We start from the raw sequence: 24,182 nt of genomic DNA, 5'->3' as shown, positions 1-24,182 counted from the left end.
CACCATACTGCAAGCGAGTAGCAGGACGAAAATAAACATGATACAATCGGGTAAGATATATATTCGAGGAAGGACAGTGGTTTTCATGATTATTCGTAATGAACAAGATTTAGAAGGCTTACGAAAAATCGGCCGCATCGTTGCGCTTGCACGTGAAGAAATGAAAAAAGAAGCGAAGCCAGGTATGACAACGAAAGAGCTTGATTTGATTGGCAAAAAAGTATTAGATGAGCATGGTGCTATTTCTGCGCCTGAAAAAGAATATGATTTCCCTGGCGTAACTTGCATCAGTGTAAATGAAGAAGTTGCTCACGGTATTCCAGGTGATCGTGTATTAAAAGAAGGCGACCTTGTAAATGTCGACGTATCTGCAGCACTTGATGGTTATTATGCAGATACAGGTATTTCATTTGTACTTGGAGAAGATGAAGCAAAAGAAAAGCTTTGCCAAGCAGCTGTTGATGCCTTTTGGGCAGCAATGAAAAAGGTGAAAGCTGGTTCAAAACAAAACCAAATTGGTCGTGCCGTTTCAAACTTTGCACATACAAATGGATACAATGTTATTCAAAATTTAACTGGTCACGGTATTGGTCTTAGCTTACATGAAGCACCAAACCACATTTTAAGCTATTTTGATCCAATGGATAATGCGCTTCTAAAAGACGGTCTTGTTATCGCTGTAGAGCCATTCATTTCTATGAAAGCTGATCACATTATCGAACGTGGCGATGATGGTTGGACATTCGTTACACCTGATAAAAGCCTTGTTGCACAATGTGAACATACAGTTGTCGTAACACGTGGCGAACCGATTATTTTAACAGAAGTATAAAAAAGAACCGCTTCTTACTAAGAAGCGGTTCTTTTTACATACTTTTTTGAAAAGAAGCAATACGGTTGAACTCTTTTTCATTTACGTATATAATTTTTAACGAAGGTTTGATGATTATCTCTTATAGAAGATAATCAAGGGAGTACCTTCTTTTTTTATTTAACAGCATCGATTAAAGTAATGCGTTCTATTTATTATAAGACGCTGTCTTCACTTTAATCTACGAATTGTATACTCTTTTAGATAGTACATATTTTCTTCATTCTGACCAAATTCAAGCTACATTTTATCACTACCTCAATACGAAAGAACTTTTTACAATGAGATACATTATTTTGGTTAGTATGTATCGTAAAACTCACCTTTATAACGATTCTTTACACATTGCAAGAATACAAATCCTTATAAAATAGTTTAAGCATTTCACTGCATATTTTTTGTATGTACCTATTTTATAAAGAACCACATAACAACTCGCATTCTATAAAGGTCTGATATCATTCCTTATCAGCACTTCATTCGGCATTTTTTGTCGAAATTTGTATATTCATTCCCTATATTATTAAAATATACATTTGTTTTACGTTACAAGACATCAATATGAACACTTTTTCTATAAGAGTATACGTAGTAAAGGAGGCATCACGTAAAGCACATTGATCTATGACAAATAATCTCTTCATAAAGCATTGTTATGCAATAGAAGGATTCATAAAGGAGGCACAATGAAAAAACTTTTCAATATATGTTTAATTGTATTCGTACTATTTTCGCAACTTGCTAGTTTTCCATACAATCAAGTAAAAGCGGAAACCTTAGCAGGGAATTCATTATTTGACACTGTTGAAATGAAAGATGCAACAAATCATATTATTGACGAAGCATTAAATCCTAAAAACTTAATAAAAGTAGGATCAACCATTCACCTAGAATATGCTTGGTCAATAAAAGATCAACAAACAGACTCAGCAGTGCTCCAAATACCTAACGCATTAAAAGTAAAAAGTGACCAACAGGGAAATCTGATGGCAGAGCAACAAATTATTGGTCAATATTTTGTTAAAGCAAACGATAACAAAATGAAACTAGTATTTAACGACCAAGTAAAAGATTCCAAAGGTGCTAACGGAAAAATCAGTATTGATGTAGTATTCAATCCAGATTTAAAATCTGGTGCAAAATCTGTTCAACTCTCTTTCCCTTTAGGTGCAACAGCTAAGCCTATTTCAGTTCCTGTTCAAGTAGATAACTCGGCTTCACCTACTACGGATAAGGATACTGCTCAACAACCTGCAGAAGAGCAAAAAGATGGTGATGCTCAACAACCTGCAAAAGAGCAAAAGAATGGCGATACTCAACAACCTGCGGAAGAGCAAAAGAATGGCGATACTCAACAACCTGCGGAAGAGCAAAAGAACGGTGATGCTCAGCAACCTGCAGAAGAGCAAAAGAACAGTGATGCTCAACAACCTACGGAAGAGCAAAAAAACGGTGATGCTCAGCAACCTACGGAAGAGCAAAAAAACAGTGATGCTCAACAACCTACGGAAGAGCAAAAAAACGATGATGCTCAGCAACCTACAGAAGAGCAAAAAAATGGTGATAATACAACAGAACAGCCTGTTGATAATCCCGCCCCATCACCTAAGCAAATTACAGAAAATATTTTAACAGGTGTCACACTAACGGATAAAGACGGTAAGCCATTTAATGATACTGATAATCGTCCAAATCCAGATTCTATTACCCAAATCAATTTCACATGGGAAGTTTTTAAATCGTTGAACGTCAAAAAAGGTGATTACTTCACTTTCCAACTCCCAGAATATTTTATTGTCCACAATACTATTACAGAAGATTTAATAGATGGAGAAGGTCATACGATTGGATCGTTCGTTGTTACACCTGATGGCAAAGTAACAATGACTTTTAACGAATACGTTGAAGATCATCCCGATATATCTGGACATTTAAACATTCGTACGGAGTTTAATGAAGTAAAAATTACAGGGACTACAGAAAAACAAATTCCATTCCCTATTAAAGAAAAAGACGTTATTATTGAGCTTGATTTCAAACCTAAAGTAACAAAATCTATAGATAAAAAAGGTGTACCTGATAGACCAATTAATACGAATCAAATTAATTGGAAAGTAGAAATGAACAAGACAAAAGATAAGCTTACAAATGCCGTCTTTCAAGATGACATTCCAAATGGAGCTAGTCTCAAAGAAGATTCTATTAAGGTTTACTATTTAGAAGTAGATATTAACGGAAACACAACTCGTGGTGCAGAAGTTCCTAAAGAAGAATATGAACTTACTTCATCCTCTAATAAATTAAATATCGCTTTCAAAAAAGAAACGAATAAAGCATATGAAATTGAATATGCAACAAAGATTACAGATGAAAGTGTTACTAGTTTCAAAAACAACGCAAAAGTATCCAGTGATAACCAAGGTAGTGTAGCTGCGAATGCCACTGTAACTGTTTCACGCGGTACACATCTTAAAAAAACTAGTAAGTACAATCCAAAAACACAAACAATCGAATGGACAATTACTTATAACGGTGATCAGAGAGATATTAAAAAAGCTGATGCGCTTTTAAAAGATGTTTTGGATAAATCTCATAAAGTTGATAAAAATTCTATCGTGGTAAAAAATGCTTCTTATGATGATGCAGGAAAACTTGTTACAGGTGACAACGCCACAAACTTTACTGTAAAGGAAAACGATGATGGATTTGATTTGCAATTTACTGAAGATATCAATAGCGCCTATGTCATTACTTATACATCAAAAGCTACGAATGATGTCATAAGAGATGGCGCAATCAAAAATGAAATTATCGCAGATGGTGGCTCAAGCAAAACAAACAAAGTTACGTTAAAACAACAAAATATCATAAAGAAACACAATAAAAATGCAGGCGATACAGATTACAATGCGAAAACAACAAAATGGACCATTATTGTAAATGATAATAACTACGTGTTAAACGACGCTGTTATTACTGATACATTTGACTTTGGTGGCCTAACGTTACAGGAGAATAGTTTCAAGATTACTGACGGATCAAATGAACTTAAATTAGGACATGACTACATACTTCATGTAACCGATAAGGGATTTGAAGTAAAACTAACTGGTGATTATAAGTCCAATATGGATAAAACTTTAACTATCACATACACAACAGACTTCAATTATGAAAATTTATCCAAAGAGAAGGATAATAAATCATTCAAAAATACAGCAAATTTATCATGGATAGACATAAATGATAAAAAGAACAATAGTTCATCTGATGATACATTTGATCCTGATTACTACACAAAAGGAAACGGATTTAAATACGGTTCTTACAATGCCCAAAAGAAAGAAATTAAATGGGACATAGGGTTTAACTATAATAATAGACCGATTAAGGATCCTTCTATCGTTGATGTATTAAGAGATAACCAAAAATTAATACCAGAATCTATTGAAGTTCGACATATGAAATTAACTGGTGGTGCACATGGATTTGAAGTAGGCGATCCTGTTCCTCCTAGCGAATATACGATAGAACATCCAGCAAAAGAGAACAACAATACATTAACGGTGCATTTTAAAAACGAAATTAATTCTGCATATTATATTAGCTTTAAAACTTCACTTGTAGGTGAACAAATTAATAAACGCTACGATAATTATGCCGATTTAAAAGATGGATCGAAAACTGTTACTACTATCCATGGTGCATTTGAGATCAAAAACGGTGGTAGCGGTGTTACGAAAACAGCAAAACAAAATGACAAGTATATTGATTGGAGTGTTTCCATTAATCCGAGTCAATCAACTATCGAAAATGCTGTCGTAACAGACGAACCAACAAACAATCAAATTCTTGATGAAAAGTCCTTCCACCTATACCCAACAACAGTAGCTGTGGATGGCACTTTAACAAAAGACACAACAAATGAATTAAAAGAAGGAACAGACTATAAACTCAAAATAACAACAGACAACGATACAGGAAAACAACAATTTAAAATTGAATTCCTTCATACCATTGATCAAGCTTATATTTTAGAATACCGCTCACTCATTAATGCAGACCATAATGAACGAGTAAGTAATAAAGCGACGATTACTGGTCATCGCTTAACATTAGAGAAAGTGGAAGATGTTAATTTTGTTGAAGTTAAAGTATCTTCTGGATCTGGGGGTGGTTCTGCTAATAAAGGACGCGGAAGCCTTCAAATTATAAAGGTTGATGACAAAGATCAAACAGTAAGATTAGCTGGAGCAGAATTTACTTTATATGATCAAACAGGTACAACCGCTATTCGACCAATTACAACAGGTGATGACGGTGTCGCTAAGTTTAACAACTTACGACGTGATAAATATTTAATTAAAGAAACGAAAGCACCTAAAGGTTATGTAATTAGTAACGAATTACGAAAAGGTATACTTGTCGAGCTAGGTTCTGAAGAAATTACAAAATATACCCTTACAAATAAAAAGTTTGTTGGGAAAGTAGTACTTACAAAAACTGATGCTACGAGTAGAGAGAGACTTGAACATGCTGTTTTCTCTTTACTGGATCAAAACAAACAGGTTATTCCTGAACATAAAGAATTAATAACAAATGATAAAGGACAAATTACTGTAGATCATTTAAAACCAGGAACTTACTACTTACAAGAAACAAAGGCTCCTGAGCATTATAAATTAGATGATCGACTGATTGAGGTTAAAATCGCGGAAGATCAAACAACAGTAATAAACCGCACTGCAACAAACAGCTTGATTCCAGGTTCGGCCATTTTAACAAAAGTCGATAAAGATGGAAAAACTTTAGCAGGTGCGGAGTTCAGTGTACGGGACCGAAAAAACAAAATAATCCCCGGCTATGGAAAATTAACGACAAATGATCAGGGACAAATCGAAGCAACAAATTTACGTCCTGGAGACTATCAATTTGTTGAAGAAAAGGCTCCTAAAGATTACGACATAGATAAAACACCAATTGAGTTTACAATTGTAAAAAGTCAACAGAAGGCAGTTACTGTTACTGCGACAAATCACCTCATTAAAGGTGGCGTCACTTTAACAAAAACTGATGATATCGATGGTACAGCTCTTGCAGGTGCTATATTTAAAATTGTCGATGCTAACGATGAAAAGAAAGTCATTCGCGAAAATGTAAAAACTGGTGCCGATGGTAAAGTAACTGTTAAAGACTTAGAGCCTGGTACGTATAAATTTACTGAAACAGAAGCTCCTAAGGATTATGTGTTAAATACAAAGCCGATCGAGTTTACAATCGATAAAAGCCAACAGTCTTTTGCTACTGTTACGGCAACAAACAGTTTAAAAACAGGAGAAGTTGAATTATTAAAAGTTGATGAATTCGGTGATAAAAAACCTCTTGCAGGTGCCGTATTTAAAATTGTCGATGTAAATAATAATGATGTTCGTACTGACTTAACTACAGATGCTGATGGAAAAACAAAAGCTGATAAGCTACGTCCTGGTACGTATAAATTTATTGAAACAGCTGCTCCTGAACATTACGTTTTACGAGCAGAACCTATTGAATTTACAATCGATAGAAGTCAGAAAGAAACTCTACTTGTGAAAGCTGAAAATGCTTTAAAACCAGGAGATGTTGAATTAACGAAAGTTGATGATATCGATGGTACAGCTCTTGAAGGTGCTGTATTTAAAATTGTCGATGCTAATGATGAAAAGAAAGTCATTCGCGAAAATATAAAAACTGGTGCGGATGGTAAAGCCATCGTTACTGGCTTACGCCCTGGCGATTATAAATTTATCGAAGTAACAGCACCGAAGTATTACGATAAAAATACAAATCCAATCAAGTTCACAATTACAGAAAGTCAAACAACGTCGGCTACTGTTACTGCTAAAAACAGCTTAACAAAAGGCGGTATTGAATTAACAAAAGTGAATGCTGCAGATGAAAAGGAAACACTTGAAGGTGCGGTATTTAAAATTGTTAATAGAGATACAAATGAAGATGTTCGTGCGGAACTTGTTACGAATAGTGAAGGAAAGTTAGTTGTAGGCGACTTACGTCCTGGTAACTATAAACTTATCGAAACAAAGGCCCCAACTTATTACGATGTAAATGTAGAACCAATTGAATTTACAATCGAAAAAGGACAACAAAAACTTCTTCCACTTACATTTAAAAATAGTTTAACGAAAGGAAAAGTTAAACTTATTAAAGAAGATGATGTGGAGAGTAGTATCGCTCTTGCCGGCGCAGTGTTCACATTACAAGACGCAACAGGCAAAGAAATTGCGAAAGATTTAAAAACAGATGATTACGGAGTAATAGTTATTCCTGATTTAGCACCAGGAGATTATCAATTTATTGAAACCTCAGCTCCTGAACATTATAAATTAGATCAAACGCCTATTAAGTTCACGATTAAAAAAGGTAGCAAGGATGACCTTCCAGTCCCTGTCACTGTAACAAATAGTTTACTTACAGGTGGCGTTACTTTAACAAAGGTTGATGACATTGATGGCGTTACTCTTGAAGGCGCAGAATTTATCATTGTTGATGCTCATGATACGAAAAAGGTAGTTCGTAAAGGATTAACTACCGATGAACATGGTAAAGTTTCTGCTTCTGATTTACGTCCAGGTGACTATCAATTTATTGAAGTAAAAGCTCCAAAAGACTATGACTTAAGACAAGATCCTATCCCGTTCACTATCGGAAAAAGTCAAAAAGAAAATATTAGCGTTACCGCTACTAACAGCTTAACGAAGGGTGGCGTCATTTTAACCAAAATCGACGACATAGATCGTACAATGCTGAAAGGTGCAATCTTTAAAGTTGTTGATATGAAGGGTACTGAAGTTCGTACAAATCTTGTTACAGATAAAAATGGAAAAATTTACGTTCCTGATTTACGTCCTGGAGACTATCAGTTCATTGAAACAAAGGCTCCTGAGCACTATGTATTAGACGAAACACCGATTCCATTTACAATTGAAAGAAGTCAAACGAAAGAGATCAATGTTACAGGGAAAAATACTTTGAAAAAAGGTAGCGTTGAATTAATAAAAATTGACGATATTGATACTGATACGAAGCTCGCTAATGCTGTATTTGATTTATTAGATGCAGACGGACAGCTAGTTGAAAAAGGTTTAAAAACAAATAATGAAGGGAAAATTGTTGTTGAAAACCTACGTCCTGGCACGTATCAATTCATTGAGACAATAGCTCCTGAACATTACGATTTAAATAAAAAACCGATCAAATTTACAATTAAGAAAAGCCAAACTGAAACGCTTCATGTTACGGCTAAAAACGCTCTAACAAAAGGTGGCGTTGAACTTTCTAAAGTAGATGACATCGATGATACTAAACTTGAAGGTGCTGTATTTAACATTGTTGATATGAACGGTACTGTAATTCATAAAGGTCTTGTTACAAATAATAAAGGAAAAATCGAAATCGATGACCTACGTCCGGGTGATTATCAATTCATCGAAACGAAAGCTCCTAAGCATTACGTTTTAGATGAAACGCCAATCCATTTCACTATTGAAAAAGGACAGAAGAAAGCTATTTCTTTAACTGCTAAAAATAGCTTACAACAAGGTAGTATTGAACTACTTAAAGTAGATGATCTAAACGATCAAATGAAACTTTCTGATGCGGTATTTAATTTACTAGACCAAAACGGAAAAGTGCTTAAAACAGATTTAAAAACAAATAATGAAGGAAAGATCGTTGTTGAAAATTTACGTCCTGGTACGTATCAATTTGTCGAAACAACCGCTCCGAAACATTATGATTTAGACAAAAAACCAATTGTAGTTACAGTTGAAAAAAGCCAAAAAGATATTGCTACTGTTACTATGAAAAATAGTTTAACAAAAGGCGGAGTTGAACTTTCTAAAGTAGATGACGTCGATGGTACTACTCTTGAAGGCGCAGTATTTAACATTGTTGATATGAATGGTACGGTAATTCATAAAGACCTTGTTACAAATAGTAAAGGAAAAATTGAAATTAATGACCTACGTCCAGGTGATTATCAATTCATCGAGACAAAGGCTCCAAAACATTACGATTTAAATAAAGAACCAATTCCTTTCACTATCGAAAAAGGACAAGCTGAACCGATTTCTGTTACTGCTAAAAATAGTTTAACAAAAGGTGCTGTAGAACTTTCTAAAATGGATGATATCGACGGTACAGCTCTTGAAGGTGCGGTATTTAAAATTGTTAATAAGGATGGACACGACGTCCGTACTGATTTAACTACTGATAAAAACGGCCGTTTAGTTGTGGATGAATTACCGCCAGGAGACTATGAGTTTATCGAAACAAAAGCTCCTAACCATTATGACTTAAACGAAACACCTATTAAGTTCACAGTTAAAAAAGGACAAGAAAAAATAGCTTCTGTTACTGCTAAGAATAGCTTAACGAAGGGCGCTGTGGAATTAACGAAAGTCGATGACATCGACGGCTCTACTCTTGAAGGAGCTATCTTTAAAATCGTTGATATGAACGGCAATGACGTTCGCGCTGATTTAACTACTGATAAAGACGGAAAAATTTCTGTTTCTGATTTACGTCCGGGTGACTATCAGTTTATTGAAACGAAAGCTCCTACTGGGTACGATTTAAATGCTAAGCCAATTCCTTTCACAATTACGAAAGGACAATCTCAAGTTACTTCTGTTACAGCGTTAAATAGTTTAACAACAGGTTCAATAGAATTAACTAAAGTTGATATGGATCACAATGGAACACTTGAGGGTGCCATTTTCAATATTTTAGATCAAGATGGAAAAGTAGTACGAGAAGGCTTAAAAACAGATGGGCATGGTAAATTAATCATAAATGATTTGAAACCTGGCAATTATCAACTAGTGGAAACAAAAGCTCCTGAAGGCTATCAATTAGATGCATCACCAATAAGCTTTACAATTGAAAAAGCCCAAGCTGCACCACTACAAATTACAGTTTCAAATAAAAAGATTGAATCTTCATCAGGTGGAGATAATGAATCAATTACTCCTCCGAATAAAGAAGAGAAACCAGGTAAGGAAACTTCTGAAGAACTAGAAAAAGGAAATCCTGAAACACATGGTAAGGAAACTTCTGAAGAACGAAAAAACGGAAATCCTAAAACACAGACAAACAAACAGCAAGATGACCGAAATACAGGTAAAGAACTTCCAAATACAGGTCACAAAAAAGATCCTACTCAAACAGTAGGCATCGTACTTCTACTAGCTGGATTGTTAAGTATTTTAGCTACAAAACGAAAAAAATATTATTAATAGTTTTTCACACCCAATCAAGTGAACATTTGATTGGGTGTTTTTTTATACAAAAAAGGACGATACATAGCGTATCGTCCTTTTAACGGGGTGAGGCTGTCCAAAAGTACGGAAAACCTTTGAACAGCCTCGTATTTTCATATGGATGCCTTACATATATCACTGATGATAATTATGAAATGCGGAAACATATTTATCATCACATGATTCAAACACGAGAAAAGAAACCCTACAGTGGATTCTTTTCTCTACATAATCTAAAGTTTGGGTACACTAGATTCATGCAATGTAGGAGCTTTCCAAATAGAAAGCGAACCTTCGTTTAAAATGATAGCATACATATCTCCGTCAAAAATATGCAAATGTGCATATAGCGTTTTTTATTTCTCAATGTCAGAATATTGAAAAACAATAAAGATAAGGGTAAAATGAAGTCGTTATCCGTCTTCTTTTGTCAGTCAGAGAGAATAGAAGAATAGGAGAGGGAAAAATGAAAAAATCTTTGAAACAAAAAATAGTAAGCTCTTTGCTTGCTGTATCACTCGCTGTTAGTTTAGCTCCAATTGGACAAGCTAAAGCTGATTCCACGTCAGAAATCAAGCAGACTTCATCTATCACAAAACAAGTTGATGCAAACCGCGCTATCGAACACATCCGTTTCTTATCCGAAACAATTGGTCCTCGACCTGGTGGGACAAAATCAGAAGAATGGGCTTCTCGCTACGTCGGTATGCAGCTTAAATCAATGGGCTATGAAGTAGAATATCAACCATTCCAAGTGCCGGATCAATACGTTGGATTTATTGAATCACCATTATCCACAAAACGTAATTGGCAAGCTGGTGCTGCTCCTAACGCACTAATTTCTACAGAGGCTGTTACAGCTCCTCTTATCTTTGTTCAAGATGGGACAAAATTAGAGGATATCCCAAATGAAGTAAACGGAAAAATTGTTTTATTCGAAAGAGGAACAACAGTAGCAGACTACAATAAACAAGTTGAAAATGCTGTTAGCAAAGGTGCAAAAGGTGTTCTTTTATACAGTTTAATTGGCGGTCGTGGGAACTACGGACAAACTTTCAATCCTCGTCTAACGAAAAAGCAATCTATCCCTGTCTTCGGTCTTGCTTATGCGCAAGGAAATGCATTTAAAGAAGAAATCGCTAAAAAAGGAGCGACAATTCTTTCCCTAAAAGCAAGACATGAATCTAATTTAACATCCTTAAACGTCATCGCTAAAAAGAAACCAAAAAATAGTACAGGTAATGAAAAAGCTGTCGTTGTAAGTTCACACTACGATAGTGTCGTTGGGGCACCTGGAGCAAACGATAATGCTTCTGGTACAGGATTAGTATTAGAGTTAGCTCGTGCTTTTCAAAATGTAGAAACTGATAAAGAAATTCGCTTTATTGCTTTTGGTTCTGAGGAAACTGGCTTACTTGGCTCCGATTATTATGTTAGTAGTCTGTCTCAAAAAGAACGCGATCGGATTTTAGGTGTCTTTAATGCAGACATGGTTGCAACAAATTACGATAAAGCAAAGAATCTATATGCTATGACGCCTAACGGTTCTCCAAACCTTGTAACAGATGCGGCCTTGCAAGCAGGTAAACAGTTAAATAATGACCTTGTACTGCAAGGAAAATTCGGCTCTAGTGATCACGTACCATTTGCTGAAGTTGGCATTCCTGCCGCTCTATTTATTTGGATGGGTGTCGATAGCTGGAATCCATTAATCTATCATATCGAGAAGGTATATCACACACCTCAAGATAACGTATTTGAGAACATTTCACCTGAACGTATGAAAATGGCACTAGAAGTAATCGGAACTGGTGTTTATAACACTCTTCAAAAACCTGTTACGCAAACCGAACAGAAAGCTGCTTAATCATTTGTAAAAGACCACTGATAAAAATCAGTGGTCTTTTATTGAGAAAAAATATATATGCATAAAAGCATATTTTCTCCTACTCATTATCGTATACAATATTAACTGTAACAAAAATGATTACAACTAATAAGGAGGTTTTTTCTACTATGAAAAAAATGATTTTAGCAGGTGCGTTAACTTTAGCAGGAATTACTGGTGCTACCGCGTTTATTCCTGAAACAAAGGCCGCTGCCGCTACTCAAGAACAAAGCTTTACAAAATTTTATTCTTTGCAAACTGGAAGTAGTTCTGAACAAGAACCTGTTTTCCTTCAAAAGGGACAAGAGTTAACAATTCAACCTAACAGCAAAACCCCTAGTTACAGTGTTTATGACTCAAATCATAACCTTATTGGACGTTATTCTGATGGCTACGGCCGAATTTTCACTGCAAAAGCAGATGGGAATATGTACGTTCAATTTCATGCACCTTATGTTTACTATAGTCCTGTTAGCTTTTCGGTTACGTATACAATCCGATAAAATAAAGGGCCCTTCCCAAGGGCCTTTATTTTGTTTCCCAATTCACTTTTACAAAACCATCTTTCACCATTAAACCACTTATACTAAATACATACTTTTCATTCGCTTTCAATGTAGCTTTAAAAGTACCTTTTTTTGATTCACAGATTTCTTTTAACTCCCTTATACCTTCTCCTTCTCCTTTCCTTTCATACAAGCTAAAGCATAAATTCCCACGTTTTGCATCCGTCTCATAAGAAAATGTTACTTCTGTGTCTTTGGCATACTCAAGTTCAATACCTTTCCCAGCAATATCCCATGATGAGAATTTTGCCTCATAGCTTGTCTCTCCTTGTTGCTCACTCTCTAAATATATATCACCAGCTCTCCACATATCATCTAACGTTTGAAGAAAAGCAAAGCCGCTCAGTAATACAAACATCGCACTTGCAAATATGACAACTAATGTTATCTTTTGTTTTTTCATAGCATTCATCGTATGCTCTCCTTCTATTTTCTTGTTACTTCTTCGTATCATATATAACAAAACTCCAATAAAAAACGGCAATATAATTGCTACAACACTCCACCACTTACTTATTCCACGCGTTTTCGCATCTGTATACACCCATGATGCTACACATACTAAAAGTGCTATAAAAGCTAAAAACATTGTAATCCCAGCTATCTCAAATACTACAAATGGATTAGCGAACTCTATCATGTAATTTATACTCCTTCTTTAAAAACGACTGTATGACAACATATATAGGAATGTATAGGTGCATCATAATAACTATCGTTATAATGACAGATATTTTATGCTCCAAATGACTAACAAACTGCTCTAGGGTGACTGTTAATACAATCATCCAAATAGCATGAATGAAAACAACCCATCTCTTCTCTAATTTCCGAGCATTTCGCATGCCCTGCTTCGTATTATTTATTAGCTCTTCGCTAGGAATCATCTCTTCCGCTAAACTACTTTTTATCTTTTGATCAAATTTATCTTCCTTCATAAACGAACCCCTCCAAATGTTCTCGCATTTGCTTCTTCGCATAATTAAGGCGGTATTTCACTGTACCAATTGGTATATTTAATATTTCACTCATTTCTTTGTAAGAATATTGTTCATAGTAGTAGAGTACGAGCACTGTTTTATATTTTTCATTTAATAACTGTATAACTTCTCGTATCATTTCTGCTTCGATTTTTTGAATAAATTCTTCTGATATATTCACATCATCTGCATGCTCAATTTCTCCGCCATCTTCTTTATGAAATAAATCCAATACACGATCTTTCCATCTTTTCTTTTTACGATAAAAATCATAAAACGTACGAATACAAATCGTAGTAATCCACTTTTTATAATTTTCCACGTAAGAAAGTTGGTGCCGCGATGAAAAAACTTTTATCCATGTCTCTTGAAAAATATCTTCCGCATCTTCTTTCGTTTTCGCTAACTTATAGCATAAGGAATATATTTGCTGCTTATATATATCAATTAATTCTTCTACCTTTTCTTCCATCATAAACCTCCTGTCATTTCTATAAGACGACGCAAATTCTCCTTTTGTTTGATAAAATTTTATTTTTTTATTATTTTCATACAAAAAGGCAATCACAACATCGTGTGATTGCCTTTTACTGAAAGCGAAAAATCGGCTCCGCTTTTCTTAATTACATTTTTTCTGGTGCAGATACTCCTACGATTGCTAATGCGTTTTGAAGTGTAGTGCGTACTGCTTTCATTAACTCGTAGCGAGCTTTACTTAATTCTAAGTTATCTTGGTTTAATACTTTTTCTGCATTGTAGAAGCTGTGTAATGTTGCTGCTAATTCAAATGCATAGTTTGTAATACGGTGTGGTAAACGTTTTTGTGCCGCATCCGCAACTACTGCTGGGAATTCACCAAGTTTTTTCAGTAACTCTACTTCTTTCTCAGAAGTAACAAGTTTGTAGTTAACGTCTCCGCCTGTAGCTAATCCTAATTCTTCACCTTGACGAAGGATACTGCATACGCGAGCGTGAGCGTATTGTGCATAGTATACTGGGTTTTCATTAGATTTTGATACAGCTAAGTCCATATCGAAGTCTAAATGAGAGTCACCGCTACGCATTGCGAAGAAGTAACGCATTGCGTCCACGCCTACTTCTTCCATAAGCTCACGAAGTGTAACTGCTTTACCTGTACGTTTACTCATTTTCATTTTTTCACCATTTTGATACAGTTGTACCATTTGGATGATTTCTACTTCAAGTGTTTCTTTATCGTAACCTAACGCTTGAATAGCAGCTTTCATACGTGGAATGTAACCGTGGTGGTCAGCACCCCAAATGTTGATTAACTTATCGAAACCACGCTCTAATTTATCACGGTGATACGCGATATCTGGCGTTAAGTACGTGTAAGAACCATCGTTTTTAATTAATACACGGTTTTTATCATCGCCGTAAGTCATTGAACGGAACCAAGTTGCTCCATCTTCTTCAAAGATCTCGTCACGCTCTTTTAATACCGCAAGAGCTTGATCGATTTTTCCGTTTTTGTATAATGATGTTTCTGAGAACCATACATCGAATTTAACACGGAAGCTTTCTAAGTCTTTTTGAAGTTTTGCTAACTCATATTTTAAACCGTACTCACGGTAGAATTCATAGCTTTCTTTTTCATCAGCTTTCGCATAACGATCGCCAAACTCTTCTGCTAAACGTTTACCGATTCCAATAATGTCCGCACCATGGTATCCGTCTTCTGGCATTTCTTTCTCTAAGCCTAAAGCTTGCATGTAACGAGCTTCAACAGAAAGAGCTAAGTTATGGATTTGGTTACCAGCATCATTAATATAGTACTCACGAGATACATCATATCCTGCTTTTGCTAATAGATTACATAAAGTGTCACCTACTGCAGCACCACGTGCATGTCCTAAGTGAAGGTCACCTGTTGGATTCGCAGATACGAACTCAACTTGTACTTTTTCACCTTTACCAGTATTCGTTTCACCGTAAGCTTCACCAGCATTAACGATCGTTGGGATTAAGTCTGTTAAGTAGCTATTATCCATGTAGAAGTTAATGAAACCAGGACCTGCGATTTCAATTTTTTCAATAGAAGCTTTTGCTTTATCGAAGTTTGCAACTAATTCTTCTGCAATCATACGAGGTGCTTTTTTCGCAACACGTGCAAGTTGCATTGCCATATTTGTAGAGAAGTCACCATTTGTTTTATCTTTTGGAGATTCTAATACTACATTTGGAATCTGTTCTTCTGTCGCTAATTCTGCCTTTAATACAGCAGCTTGAATTTCTTCTTTAATTAATCCTTTTACTTGTTCTAAAGAATTCATTATTTTGCCTCCTTCAAATTAATCGTAATTGTATATCTGCCAGCTTCTTGTTCACTTAGAAGCAATGCGTACGTTAAGAAGAGTTGTCCTTTTTTCTTTTCATCCGACCATTTAAAAAGAACGTTATCAGTCTTTGTTTGCAATGCAAACGTACCAAGTTCACTCGTGTACGTACCAGTTGTCCATTCACCTTTCACATGCGTTTGACGCATAGAAACAGCACCTGAACGCATAATGAGAACTTGTTCATCTTGAATTTTAATAATTGTTTTCACTTCGCCTTGTTCGTTCGGCTCTTGGAATGTTACGTATGTACCTTGACCTTTTACATAGTATTGACCATTTGCTTCAAAAGCAACGGTTTCCTTCCTCGCCCCTTCACGGATTTCTGTTACGAAATGAACGTGTACCGGCAAGCCTGCAAGTTGTTTCTCCACGTCTTGCACACCTTTCAAATGTTATAGATATTAAATACTACTTATAATAAATCACTTTTCCTATCATATCAAAAAAAACCTCTGTCTGTCTGCTGAAAAATCAGGAAAACTCCATTTCAAAAAATAATTCACTTTCACTTTATTTCATATGATAAAATATTTTTTAAATCTAAATATTCTTTCTTTTAAAGAGGTGAATGAAGTGCTACCAACAAAATTAAAAACAGGTGATGAAATTAGAGTTATTTCACCATCTTGTAGTTTAAGTATTGTCTCAACTGAAAACAGGGAGCTTGCTGTAAAAAGGTTAACCGAAATGGGTTTTCACGTTACATTTTCAACATATGCTGATGAGATAGACAGATTTGCTTCCTCTTCTATTTCTTCACGCATTCAAGACCTTCACGAAGCATTTAGAGATCCGAATGTAAAAGCTATTTTGACGACACTTGGCGGATACAATTCTAACGGCTTATTAAAACATCTCGATTACGATTTAATTCGAGAAAACCCGAAATTTTTCTGTGGCTATTCGGATATCACTGCACTAAATAATGCAATTTACACTAAAACAGGACTTGTTACATATTCAGGACCCCATTTCTCTTCATTTGGAATGGAGAAAGGGCTCGAGTATACAACCGATTACTTTTTAAAATGCTTAACCTCTAATGAGACTATTGAAGTCCTGCCATCTGAAACATGGAGCGATGATTCTTGGTATATAGATCAAGAAAATCGAGAATTTATTAAAAATGAAGGATACATTTCGATTCACGAAGGAGAAGCTACGGGAAATATTATCGGTGGTAATATGAGCACATTGAACTTACTGCAAGGTACACCATATATGCCAAACTTAAAGGATAAAATTTTATTTCTTGAAGAGGATAGTTTAACTGGAAGAGCTACTCTTAAAACTTTTGATCGATATTTACATTCTCTTATGCAGCAGCAAGATTTTGAACATGTAAAAGGCATCGTTATAGGAAAGATGCAAAAAGGCGCAGAATGTACGATAGAAGACGTGCAAGAAATGATTGCTTCAAAGCCTGAGCTTGCACATATCCCTATCATTGCAAACGCAAGTTTCGGTCATACAACCCCGATTTTCACTTTCCCAATTGGCGGACGTGCAACAATCATTTCTAACAAAGAAAAAACATCTATCACGATTTTAACGCACTAAAAAAGGAGCGAATGAGTCGCTCCTTTTATCGTTTTTCTATTTTTTCCAACGCTTTTTGCGGAATTGATTCTTTCGGGATTTCAGCCCATCCTTTTCCTTGCATACCTTTTGCATAAATTTTTATAAAAGCACCCGTATGCAATTCACGGTTCATCATTCTTTTAATAACCTGTAACTTTCCGTCTTCTGTATACCCTTTAAAAGTATACAAGTATTCTCCGTCTTTTTTCTCACCTTTATCTATAACCGCATAATAATCTTGTATTTCTTTATTTGAAAAGAAGTTGTCTACAAAAGCATGTACACCTTCTGTTTTTGTGTTCAAATAATACGCTGTTCCACCTAGAATAATGGCGAATACAACTAAAACTTTAATTACCAATTTCATACATGAACCTCCTGTTTGCACTTCTTTTTCCCTAGTCATATATCTATACTTGTATTATACGAAAAATGGAATACTATACTCTATCTAAAAGTCTTACACTTTCCTTACATTATTGTAAGGCATTTTCACCTTATAGCAATTTCCCAAGAAAAAATTTTTCCGTTTCATACACTTTTATATTATTATTGAATGATACAAATTTTTATTACAAAAATCAAAGGAGACAGTTTTCAAATGGCTATCTTGCAAGGTTTAGCACTATTACTTGTTGTACTTTGTCTATTTACACTTTTTAGTTACCGTGCTCCTTACGGCATGAAAGCAATGGGTGCTTTAGCTAATGCAGCAATCGCAAGTTTTCTTATTGAAGCATTTCATCGTTATATAGGTGGAGAAATGTTTCATAATGACTTTTTACAATCAGTAGGAAAAGCTTCCGGTAGTATGAGCGGTGTCGCAGCAGCAATTTTAGTCGCATTAGCAATCGGTGTTTCCCCCGTATATGCTGTTTTAATCGGTATCGCTACTAGTGGATTTGGTATTTTACCAGGATTTTTCGCTGGATACGTTTGTGCCTTCGTCGTGAAATTTCTCGAAAAGAAATTACCGGCTGGTGTAGAGTTTTTAGCAATTTTATTTATCGCTGCACCAATCTCACGCGGAATGGCAATGCTTATGGATCCGCTCGTTAACGCAACACTTGGTAAAATCGGTTCTATGATTTCAGTTGCAACTACAGAAAGCCCTATTATCATGGGTATTATGCTTGGTGGATTAATAACAGTTATTTCTACCTCTCCACTGAGTTCTATGGCACTCACTGCAATGCTTGGATTAACAGGTTTACCAATGGCAATTGGTAGTCTTGCCGTAGCAGCCTCAGCCCCAATGAACTTTATTTTCTTTAAACGACTAAAGATTTGTTCAAAGAAAGACACAATTGCTGTAGCAATCGAGCCTTTAACACAAGCCGATGTTGTTTCAGCAAATCCAATTCCAATTTATGCGACAAACTTCGTTGGCGGTGCACTTGCTGGTATTATTACATCTCTGTTCCAGCTCGTTAATAATGCACCAGGAACAGCATCACCAATCCCAGGACTTCTTGTTTTATTCGGATTTAATGACGTTGTAAAAGTAACAATTGCTGCTATATTATGTGGAATCGTTACCACGATTGTTGGATACATCGGATCAATTGTGTTCCGTAAATATCCAATTCGCTCTGCTGATGACATTCGCGGCATTAATTCGGAAGAGAAGGTTGCATAAGAAAAAGAGCTATTCCCGTTGTTTTGGAATAGCTCTTTTTTGTGTGTTGCGTGACAGTAAATACAATTATATCAGCGGTTTTTCAATTATATCGGCGCAACTCGAATTATATCGGCGATTTTTTAAATATATCAGCGTAACTCGAATTATATCAGCGGTTTTTTAAATATATCGACTTACCGACACATAACGACAAAATAAGAGCCCCCTAATCATAGGAGACTCTTATTTTATCTAGCTGCAGCGGCTAGAATGATCGGTGGCTTCGCTTCTTCCTTCGAGGCAAAAAACGCCTCTATGTCTGAAGCTCCATCCCCCTCACATTCTGGGCGAGCCGATTCCGCTTTTATTTCACCCAACCGAGCAGCATTTCCCGCACGAATTTGCTTGCTGCGACTGGTGTTTGATCACTATGGTCGTAGACAGGAGCTACTTCTACTAAGTCTGCTCCAACTACATTTATATTTGAATTTGCAATTGCTACGATGGAATCTAATAATTCTTTAGATGTGATACCACCAGCTTCTAACGTTCCTGTTCCTGGAGCGTGAGCTGGGTCTAGTACATCAATGTCGATTGTGACATAGACTGGGCGTCCTGCAAGTTTCGGTAATACTTCTTTTAACGGTTCTAATACGTCAAATTTATATAAGTTCATACCTACTTCTTTCGCCCATTCAAATTCTTCCTTCATTCCAGAACGAATTCCGAAAGAATATACGTTTTCCGGACCAATTAAATCACACACTTTACGAATTGGTGTAGAGTGGGATAAAGGCTCCCCTTCATACGATTCACGTAAATCAGTATGAGCATCCATATGGATGATTGCTAAATCCGGATATTTTTTTGCCATTGCCTTAAAAATTGGCCAAGACACTAAGTGCTCACCGCCGAGACCTAGTGGAAACTTATCGGCATCTAAAAGTTTTGATACATATTCTTCAATCATGTCTAAGCTGCGCTGTGCGTTTCCGAATGGTAATGGGATATCACCCGCATCAAAATATTTTACCTCTTCTAGTTCACGATCTAAATACGGACTATATTCTTCAAGACCGATTGATACTTCACGAATACGTGCAGGGCCAAAACGAGATCCCGGACGGTAACTTACTGTCCAATCCATAGGCATCCCATAAATAACTACCTTCGACTCTTCAAAACTTGGATGACTTTTAATAAATACTTTACCTGAATAAGCTTCATCAAAACGCATATTCTTTTCCTCCTTATGTGGAACTTAAGGTATCCCAACCTTTCATTATTTCTCAAATTTGGAGCGAGTTGCTCCTCTTTCTCGATTTACCGGGTCTTCTATTTCATACAAAGAAGACAATTTTCTTTACAGAAGTGTAAATAGCTAGCATGTTCAAGTCTTCTGGACAAACACCTTAAATGAGCTATTTACACTTTATTTGTTCCGTGCGATTCTCTTACTTAATTAAATCGCCAACAAATTTCGGTAATGCGAATGCTGCATTGTGTAATTCTTTTGTGTAGTATTTCGTTTCGATTTCGTGGAAACGCTCTTCACTTACTTCTAATGGATCATGTTTTTTAGATCCGATTGTGAACGTCCAAAGACCGCTTGGGTAAGTTGGAATGTTCGCTGTGTATAAACGAGTAATTGGGAAAATCTCTTTTACATCTTTAAACACAGTTGTAATTAGTTCTGGCGTAAACCAAGGGTTGTCCGTTTGTGCAACGAAGATACCATCTTCTTTTAACGCTTTTGAAATTCCAGCGTAGAAGCCTTTTGTAAATAGGTTTACTGCTGGTCCTACTGGCTCAGTAGAATCTACCATAATTACGTCATATTCATTTTCGCTTTCTGCGATATGTAGGAAACCGTCTCCTACTTTTACTTCTACACGCTCATTATCTAATGCACCTGCAATTGATGGTAAGTACTGTTTAGAGTACTCAATTACTTTTCCATCGATTTCAACAAGAGTTGCTTTCTTTACGCTTGGGTGTTTTAACACTTCACGAATAACACCGCCATCGCCGCCACCTACAACTAATACGTTTTCAGGGTTTGGATGTGTAAATAAAGGTACGTGCGCTACCATTTCATGATAAACGAACTCATCTTTTTCTGTTGTCATAACCATGCCATCTAAAATAAGCATGTTTCCGAACTCTTCCGTTTCGACCATATCAAGTTTTTGGAATTCTGTTTGCTCCGTATGTAATGTGCGGTTAATACGCGCCGTAATCCCAAAATGTTTTGTTTGTTTTTCAGTGAACCATAGTTCCATCGTACAATCACGCCTTTCAATGCAAATTTATAATAGGGACATCATTAATGTCCCCTAACAAAAATAAAACAAAACATCCAAAATGTATAGTTAAAAGTACAAAAATACCGAAAATATATTTTAGTCAGAGGGTTCTAACATATACATATAAAGAAAACCCTTTCTTAAGAAAGGGCTTTTGTCTCTACTTCTACCTGCTTTCGAATCGGAATTAAAATCATTACACAACCAACTAATACAACAATCCCACCTACTAAAAATGGACTTTGTGGTGAAACAGTGTGGCCGATAATCCCTGATAAAATGGGAGCAATTGCGCCACCTAACCAACGAACGAAGTTATAAACACCAGATGTAACAGATCTTTCATAAGGTGAAATATCCATTACATAACTTGTAAATAATGCATTATTTAATCCTGATGCTAATCCTGATAGAACAATTAATACAATTTGTAACCACATAATTTTCACGAAGAATAGTGCAATTAAGAACAGCGCAAATACGAGTAAACTGCCTTTCAACAATGTTTTCGGCTCATATTTCCCTTCTAGCTTATGTGCTAAAATTGCAGAACCGTAAGCTAACGCGAGTCCCCATCCACAAAATACAAAACCTAATTGAATAGCAGATAAATGCATAATAAGTGGTGAATATGCTAACACAACGAAAAATCCGTAGTAGTATAACATTCCTGAAATGGCGCCTTGCATAAACGGCTTATACTTCACCAGGTTAAGTAATTCTCCTACGCCTGCCGCTTTACGCTTCACTTTTCGCTCTGGTTCTTTCACAAAGAAGAAAACTAAAATAAATGCTAAGAAAATTAAAATACTCGTCGCAAAAAATGGGTAACGCCAAGAATGTCCACCTAATATCCCACCTAATAATGGTCCACCTGCCATTCCTAAACCGATAGCTGCTTCATATAACCCTACTGCTTCATGAACTTCTTTACTTAATGCAATCAATAAAGTCATCGCCGTTGCGAAGAACATCGCATTCCCTAATCCCCATCCAGCGCGGAAAAGAGATAGCTGAGCAATCGTTTGCGATATACCGCATATAAACGCAAATACAGTCACGATCGCAAGACCGATTGTCATCATTCGTTTATCACCAAATCTCGATGCAAATATTCCAGCTGGTAACATCATAATTGCCATCGTCAAAATATACGCTGTAAATAACATCTCTACTTGCCAATGCGATGCACCAATCTTTTCAGCAATAATTGGCAAAATTGGATCGACTACCCCTATACCTGAAAAGGCAAGGAAAGTAGCCAACACTGTAATCAATCTCCCTAGTTTTTGTTTGCTCTCCATTTTGATTACTCTCCTTTTGTATTCTCTAAAAATGTCACTGCACGATGTAAGCTGTCTTCAAGTTCTCCCTTTACACGCTGCATTTGCTCCATTTTCTCGTCTAGCGTTTGCACTTGTTTTTGAAGCATCTCTTTAATTTCTTGAATCACTTCACGATCACGGGGATTCTCACTATTTCTTCTTTGCTCCATTCTTTCTTTTAACGATAAAAAATGTTGCATTTCTTGAAGCGTAATCCCTAACACTTCTTTCGCTTCCACAATTCTTTTAATTCTAGCGATATCTTCGTCTGTATACAGGCGAATGTTCCCCTCACTACGTTCTGGGGGATGAATTAAACCAATTTCCTCATAATAACGAAGTGTACGTTTTGTTAAACCAACTTGCTTTGTAACTTCATCAATCTTATACATGTTTATTCCTCCCTTCACTCGATTATTACATTTTACGTTAACGTTAACTTTTGTGCAACTGTTAGACTTTTGTAAATGTTTGTCATATTAAATTGTATTTTTTCAAAAGCAGTTTCATAATGAAAGAAAAGAAATGATAAGGAGAATTTCACATGAGTAAACCACTTATTTTCGCCCATCGCGGTGTAAAAGGAACACATCCAGAAAATACGATGATTGCCTTCCAAGAAGCTGAACGCATCGGCGCCCATGGCATTGAACTTGATGTCCACCTATCAAAAGATGGTGAACTTGTCGTAATTCACGATGAAACAGTCGATCGTACAACGAATGATGTAGGACTTGTTTCTGAAAAAACGGTAGAGGAGTTACAAGCTTTAGATGCTGGTAGTCATAAAGACGCTTCTTTCCATGAAGCAAAAATTCCGACGTTACGAGAAGTATTTATTTGGCTATCTACAACAAGCTTACAACTCAATATTGAATTAAAGACAGACGTGATTCATTATCCAAATATTGAAGAAAAGGCTGTTGCTCTCGTTCGAGAATACCATCTTTCTAATCAAATTGTATTCTCTTCATTTAATCACGACTCTGTTTCATTATTAGCAGAAATTGCTCCTGAAATCCCAAGAGCCATTTTATATGACCAGCCACTTGCTGATCCTATCGCTGAAGCAAAAACTAGAGAAGCAACTGGTTTACATCCAAACTTTCAACTACTAACAAAGGAATTTGTTCAACTCGCGCAAAAGCAAGGGTATGTTTTCCGCCCTTATACAATTAACGAATACAAAGATTTGCAAACTATGATTGATTATGGCGTAGATGTCATTATTACCGATTGGCCAGCACGTGCATTTGAGCTCCTTTCTTAATTGAAGGAGCTCTTTATTTTCGAAATTTCATTGTTTAAAATAATCGAAAACCCTCAATACTAATACAATAATGTTTGTATGAATGAGGGGCTGA

General features: G+C 36.0%; 17 protein-coding genes. 7 read left to right on the top strand and 10 right to left on the bottom strand.

From position 1 onward, the window contains the following. Positions 1-37: 37 nt before the first annotated feature. From map to ACTFNE_RS18190, 4 genes are all read left to right on the top strand, one after another. Positions 38-832, top strand: a complete 795-nt coding sequence (map, locus tag ACTFNE_RS18205; RefSeq protein ID WP_139887615.1) for a type I methionyl aminopeptidase — start codon at positions 38-40, stop codon at positions 830-832. Positions 833-1,557: 725 nt separating this feature from the next. Then, positions 1,558-10,167, top strand: coding sequence for a SpaA isopeptide-forming pilin-related protein (locus ACTFNE_RS18200; protein WP_270705211.1), 8,610 nt, complete (start codon positions 1,558-1,560; stop codon positions 10,165-10,167). Positions 10,168-10,657: 490 nt separating this feature from the next. Next, complete coding sequence (locus tag ACTFNE_RS18195; RefSeq protein ID WP_046197988.1) at positions 10,658-12,058, top strand: M28 family metallopeptidase; 1,401 nt, start codon at positions 10,658-10,660, stop codon at positions 12,056-12,058. A gap of 149 nt (positions 12,059-12,207) precedes the next feature. Beyond that, entirely contained in the window at positions 12,208-12,582 is a 375-nt protein-coding gene (locus ACTFNE_RS18190) for a hypothetical protein (RefSeq protein WP_042876132.1), read from the top strand. Positions 12,583-12,607: 25 nt separating this feature from the next. Here the strand turns inward: ACTFNE_RS18190 and ACTFNE_RS18185 are convergent, their stop codons facing one another. From ACTFNE_RS18185 to ACTFNE_RS18165, 5 genes are all read right to left on the bottom strand, one after another. Beyond that, positions 12,608-13,285 carry an ECF-type sigma factor negative effector gene (locus ACTFNE_RS18185; RefSeq protein WP_046197987.1) on the bottom strand — a complete coding sequence of 226 codons (678 nt, stop codon included), beginning with the start codon at positions 13,283-13,285 and terminating at the stop codon, positions 12,608-12,610. Next, the gene (locus tag ACTFNE_RS18180) at positions 13,269-13,583 is read right to left on the bottom strand and encodes a hypothetical protein (RefSeq protein WP_000656673.1); all 315 of its coding nucleotides are present in this window, start codon (positions 13,581-13,583) and stop codon (positions 13,269-13,271) included. The genes ACTFNE_RS18185 and ACTFNE_RS18180 overlap by 17 nt, the downstream gene beginning before the upstream one ends. After that, the gene (locus tag ACTFNE_RS18175) at positions 13,570-14,097 is read right to left on the bottom strand and encodes an RNA polymerase sigma factor (protein WP_046197986.1); all 528 of its coding nucleotides are present in this window, start codon (positions 14,095-14,097) and stop codon (positions 13,570-13,572) included. Before ACTFNE_RS18175 ends, ACTFNE_RS18180 begins: the two co-directional genes overlap by 14 nt. Positions 14,098-14,248: 151 nt before the next feature. Further along, positions 14,249-15,919, bottom strand: a complete 1,671-nt coding sequence (gene argS / locus ACTFNE_RS18170) for an arginine--tRNA ligase (RefSeq protein WP_001086456.1) — start codon at positions 15,917-15,919, stop codon at positions 14,249-14,251. Further along, positions 15,919-16,356 (bottom strand): DUF1934 domain-containing protein, encoded by a 438-nt coding sequence (locus ACTFNE_RS18165; protein ID WP_000414867.1) that lies wholly within the window; start codon positions 16,354-16,356, stop codon positions 15,919-15,921. The genes argS and ACTFNE_RS18165 overlap by 1 nt, the downstream gene beginning before the upstream one ends. Before the next feature lie 202 nt (positions 16,357-16,558). Between ACTFNE_RS18165 and ACTFNE_RS18160 the strand changes: the two genes are divergently transcribed. Further along, entirely contained in the window at positions 16,559-17,545 is a 987-nt protein-coding gene (locus ACTFNE_RS18160) for a S66 family peptidase (protein WP_046197985.1), read from the top strand. A 25-nt stretch (positions 17,546-17,570) separates the two neighbouring features. Here ACTFNE_RS18160 and ACTFNE_RS18155 read toward each other — a convergent pair whose 3' ends face one another. Next, the gene (locus tag ACTFNE_RS18155; protein ID WP_000779936.1) at positions 17,571-17,933 is read right to left on the bottom strand and encodes a YxeA family protein; all 363 of its coding nucleotides are present in this window, start codon (positions 17,931-17,933) and stop codon (positions 17,571-17,573) included. Positions 17,934-18,167: 234 nt separating this feature from the next. Here ACTFNE_RS18155 and ACTFNE_RS18150 point away from each other — a divergent pair, with 234 nt between their 5' ends. Further along, positions 18,168-19,205 carry a PTS sugar transporter subunit IIC gene (locus ACTFNE_RS18150; RefSeq protein WP_046197984.1) on the top strand — a complete coding sequence of 346 codons (1,038 nt, stop codon included), beginning with the start codon at positions 18,168-18,170 and terminating at the stop codon, positions 19,203-19,205. Between the two features lie 346 nt (positions 19,206-19,551). Here the strand turns inward: ACTFNE_RS18150 and speB are convergent, their stop codons facing one another. The 4 genes from speB to ACTFNE_RS18130 all read right to left on the bottom strand — a co-directional run bounded on the left by speB (position 19,552) and on the right by ACTFNE_RS18130 (position 23,210). Beyond that, complete coding sequence (gene speB / locus ACTFNE_RS18145; RefSeq protein WP_001209831.1) at positions 19,552-20,424, bottom strand: agmatinase; 873 nt, start codon at positions 20,422-20,424, stop codon at positions 19,552-19,554. A 217-nt stretch (positions 20,425-20,641) separates the two neighbouring features. Then, on the bottom strand, positions 20,642-21,469 hold the full coding sequence (speE, locus tag ACTFNE_RS18140; RefSeq protein ID WP_000424696.1) for a polyamine aminopropyltransferase: 828 nt from the start codon (positions 21,467-21,469) through the stop codon (positions 20,642-20,644). A 164-nt stretch (positions 21,470-21,633) separates the two neighbouring features. Next, a complete protein-coding gene (locus ACTFNE_RS18135; protein ID WP_046197982.1) occupies positions 21,634-22,797 on the bottom strand; it encodes an MFS transporter in 1,164 nt (387 codons plus the stop codon). A gap of 5 nt (positions 22,798-22,802) precedes the next feature. Next, a complete protein-coding gene (locus ACTFNE_RS18130; RefSeq protein WP_046197981.1) occupies positions 22,803-23,210 on the bottom strand; it encodes a MerR family transcriptional regulator in 408 nt (135 codons plus the stop codon). 152 nt (positions 23,211-23,362) lie between these two features. Here ACTFNE_RS18130 and ACTFNE_RS18125 point away from each other — a divergent pair, with 152 nt between their 5' ends. Further along, positions 23,363-24,088: a glycerophosphodiester phosphodiesterase gene (locus ACTFNE_RS18125; RefSeq protein ID WP_046197980.1), complete on the top strand. Its 726-nt coding sequence runs from the start codon at positions 23,363-23,365 to the stop codon at positions 24,086-24,088. Positions 24,089-24,182 lie beyond the last annotated feature (94 nt).

This window comes from Bacillus cereus group sp. MYBKT111-2 (assembly GCF_051915205.1).
Classification (GTDB): domain Bacteria; phylum Bacillota; class Bacilli; order Bacillales; family Bacillaceae_G; genus Bacillus_A; species Bacillus_A paranthracis.
This window is presented reverse-complemented; position numbering and strand designations above follow the sequence as displayed.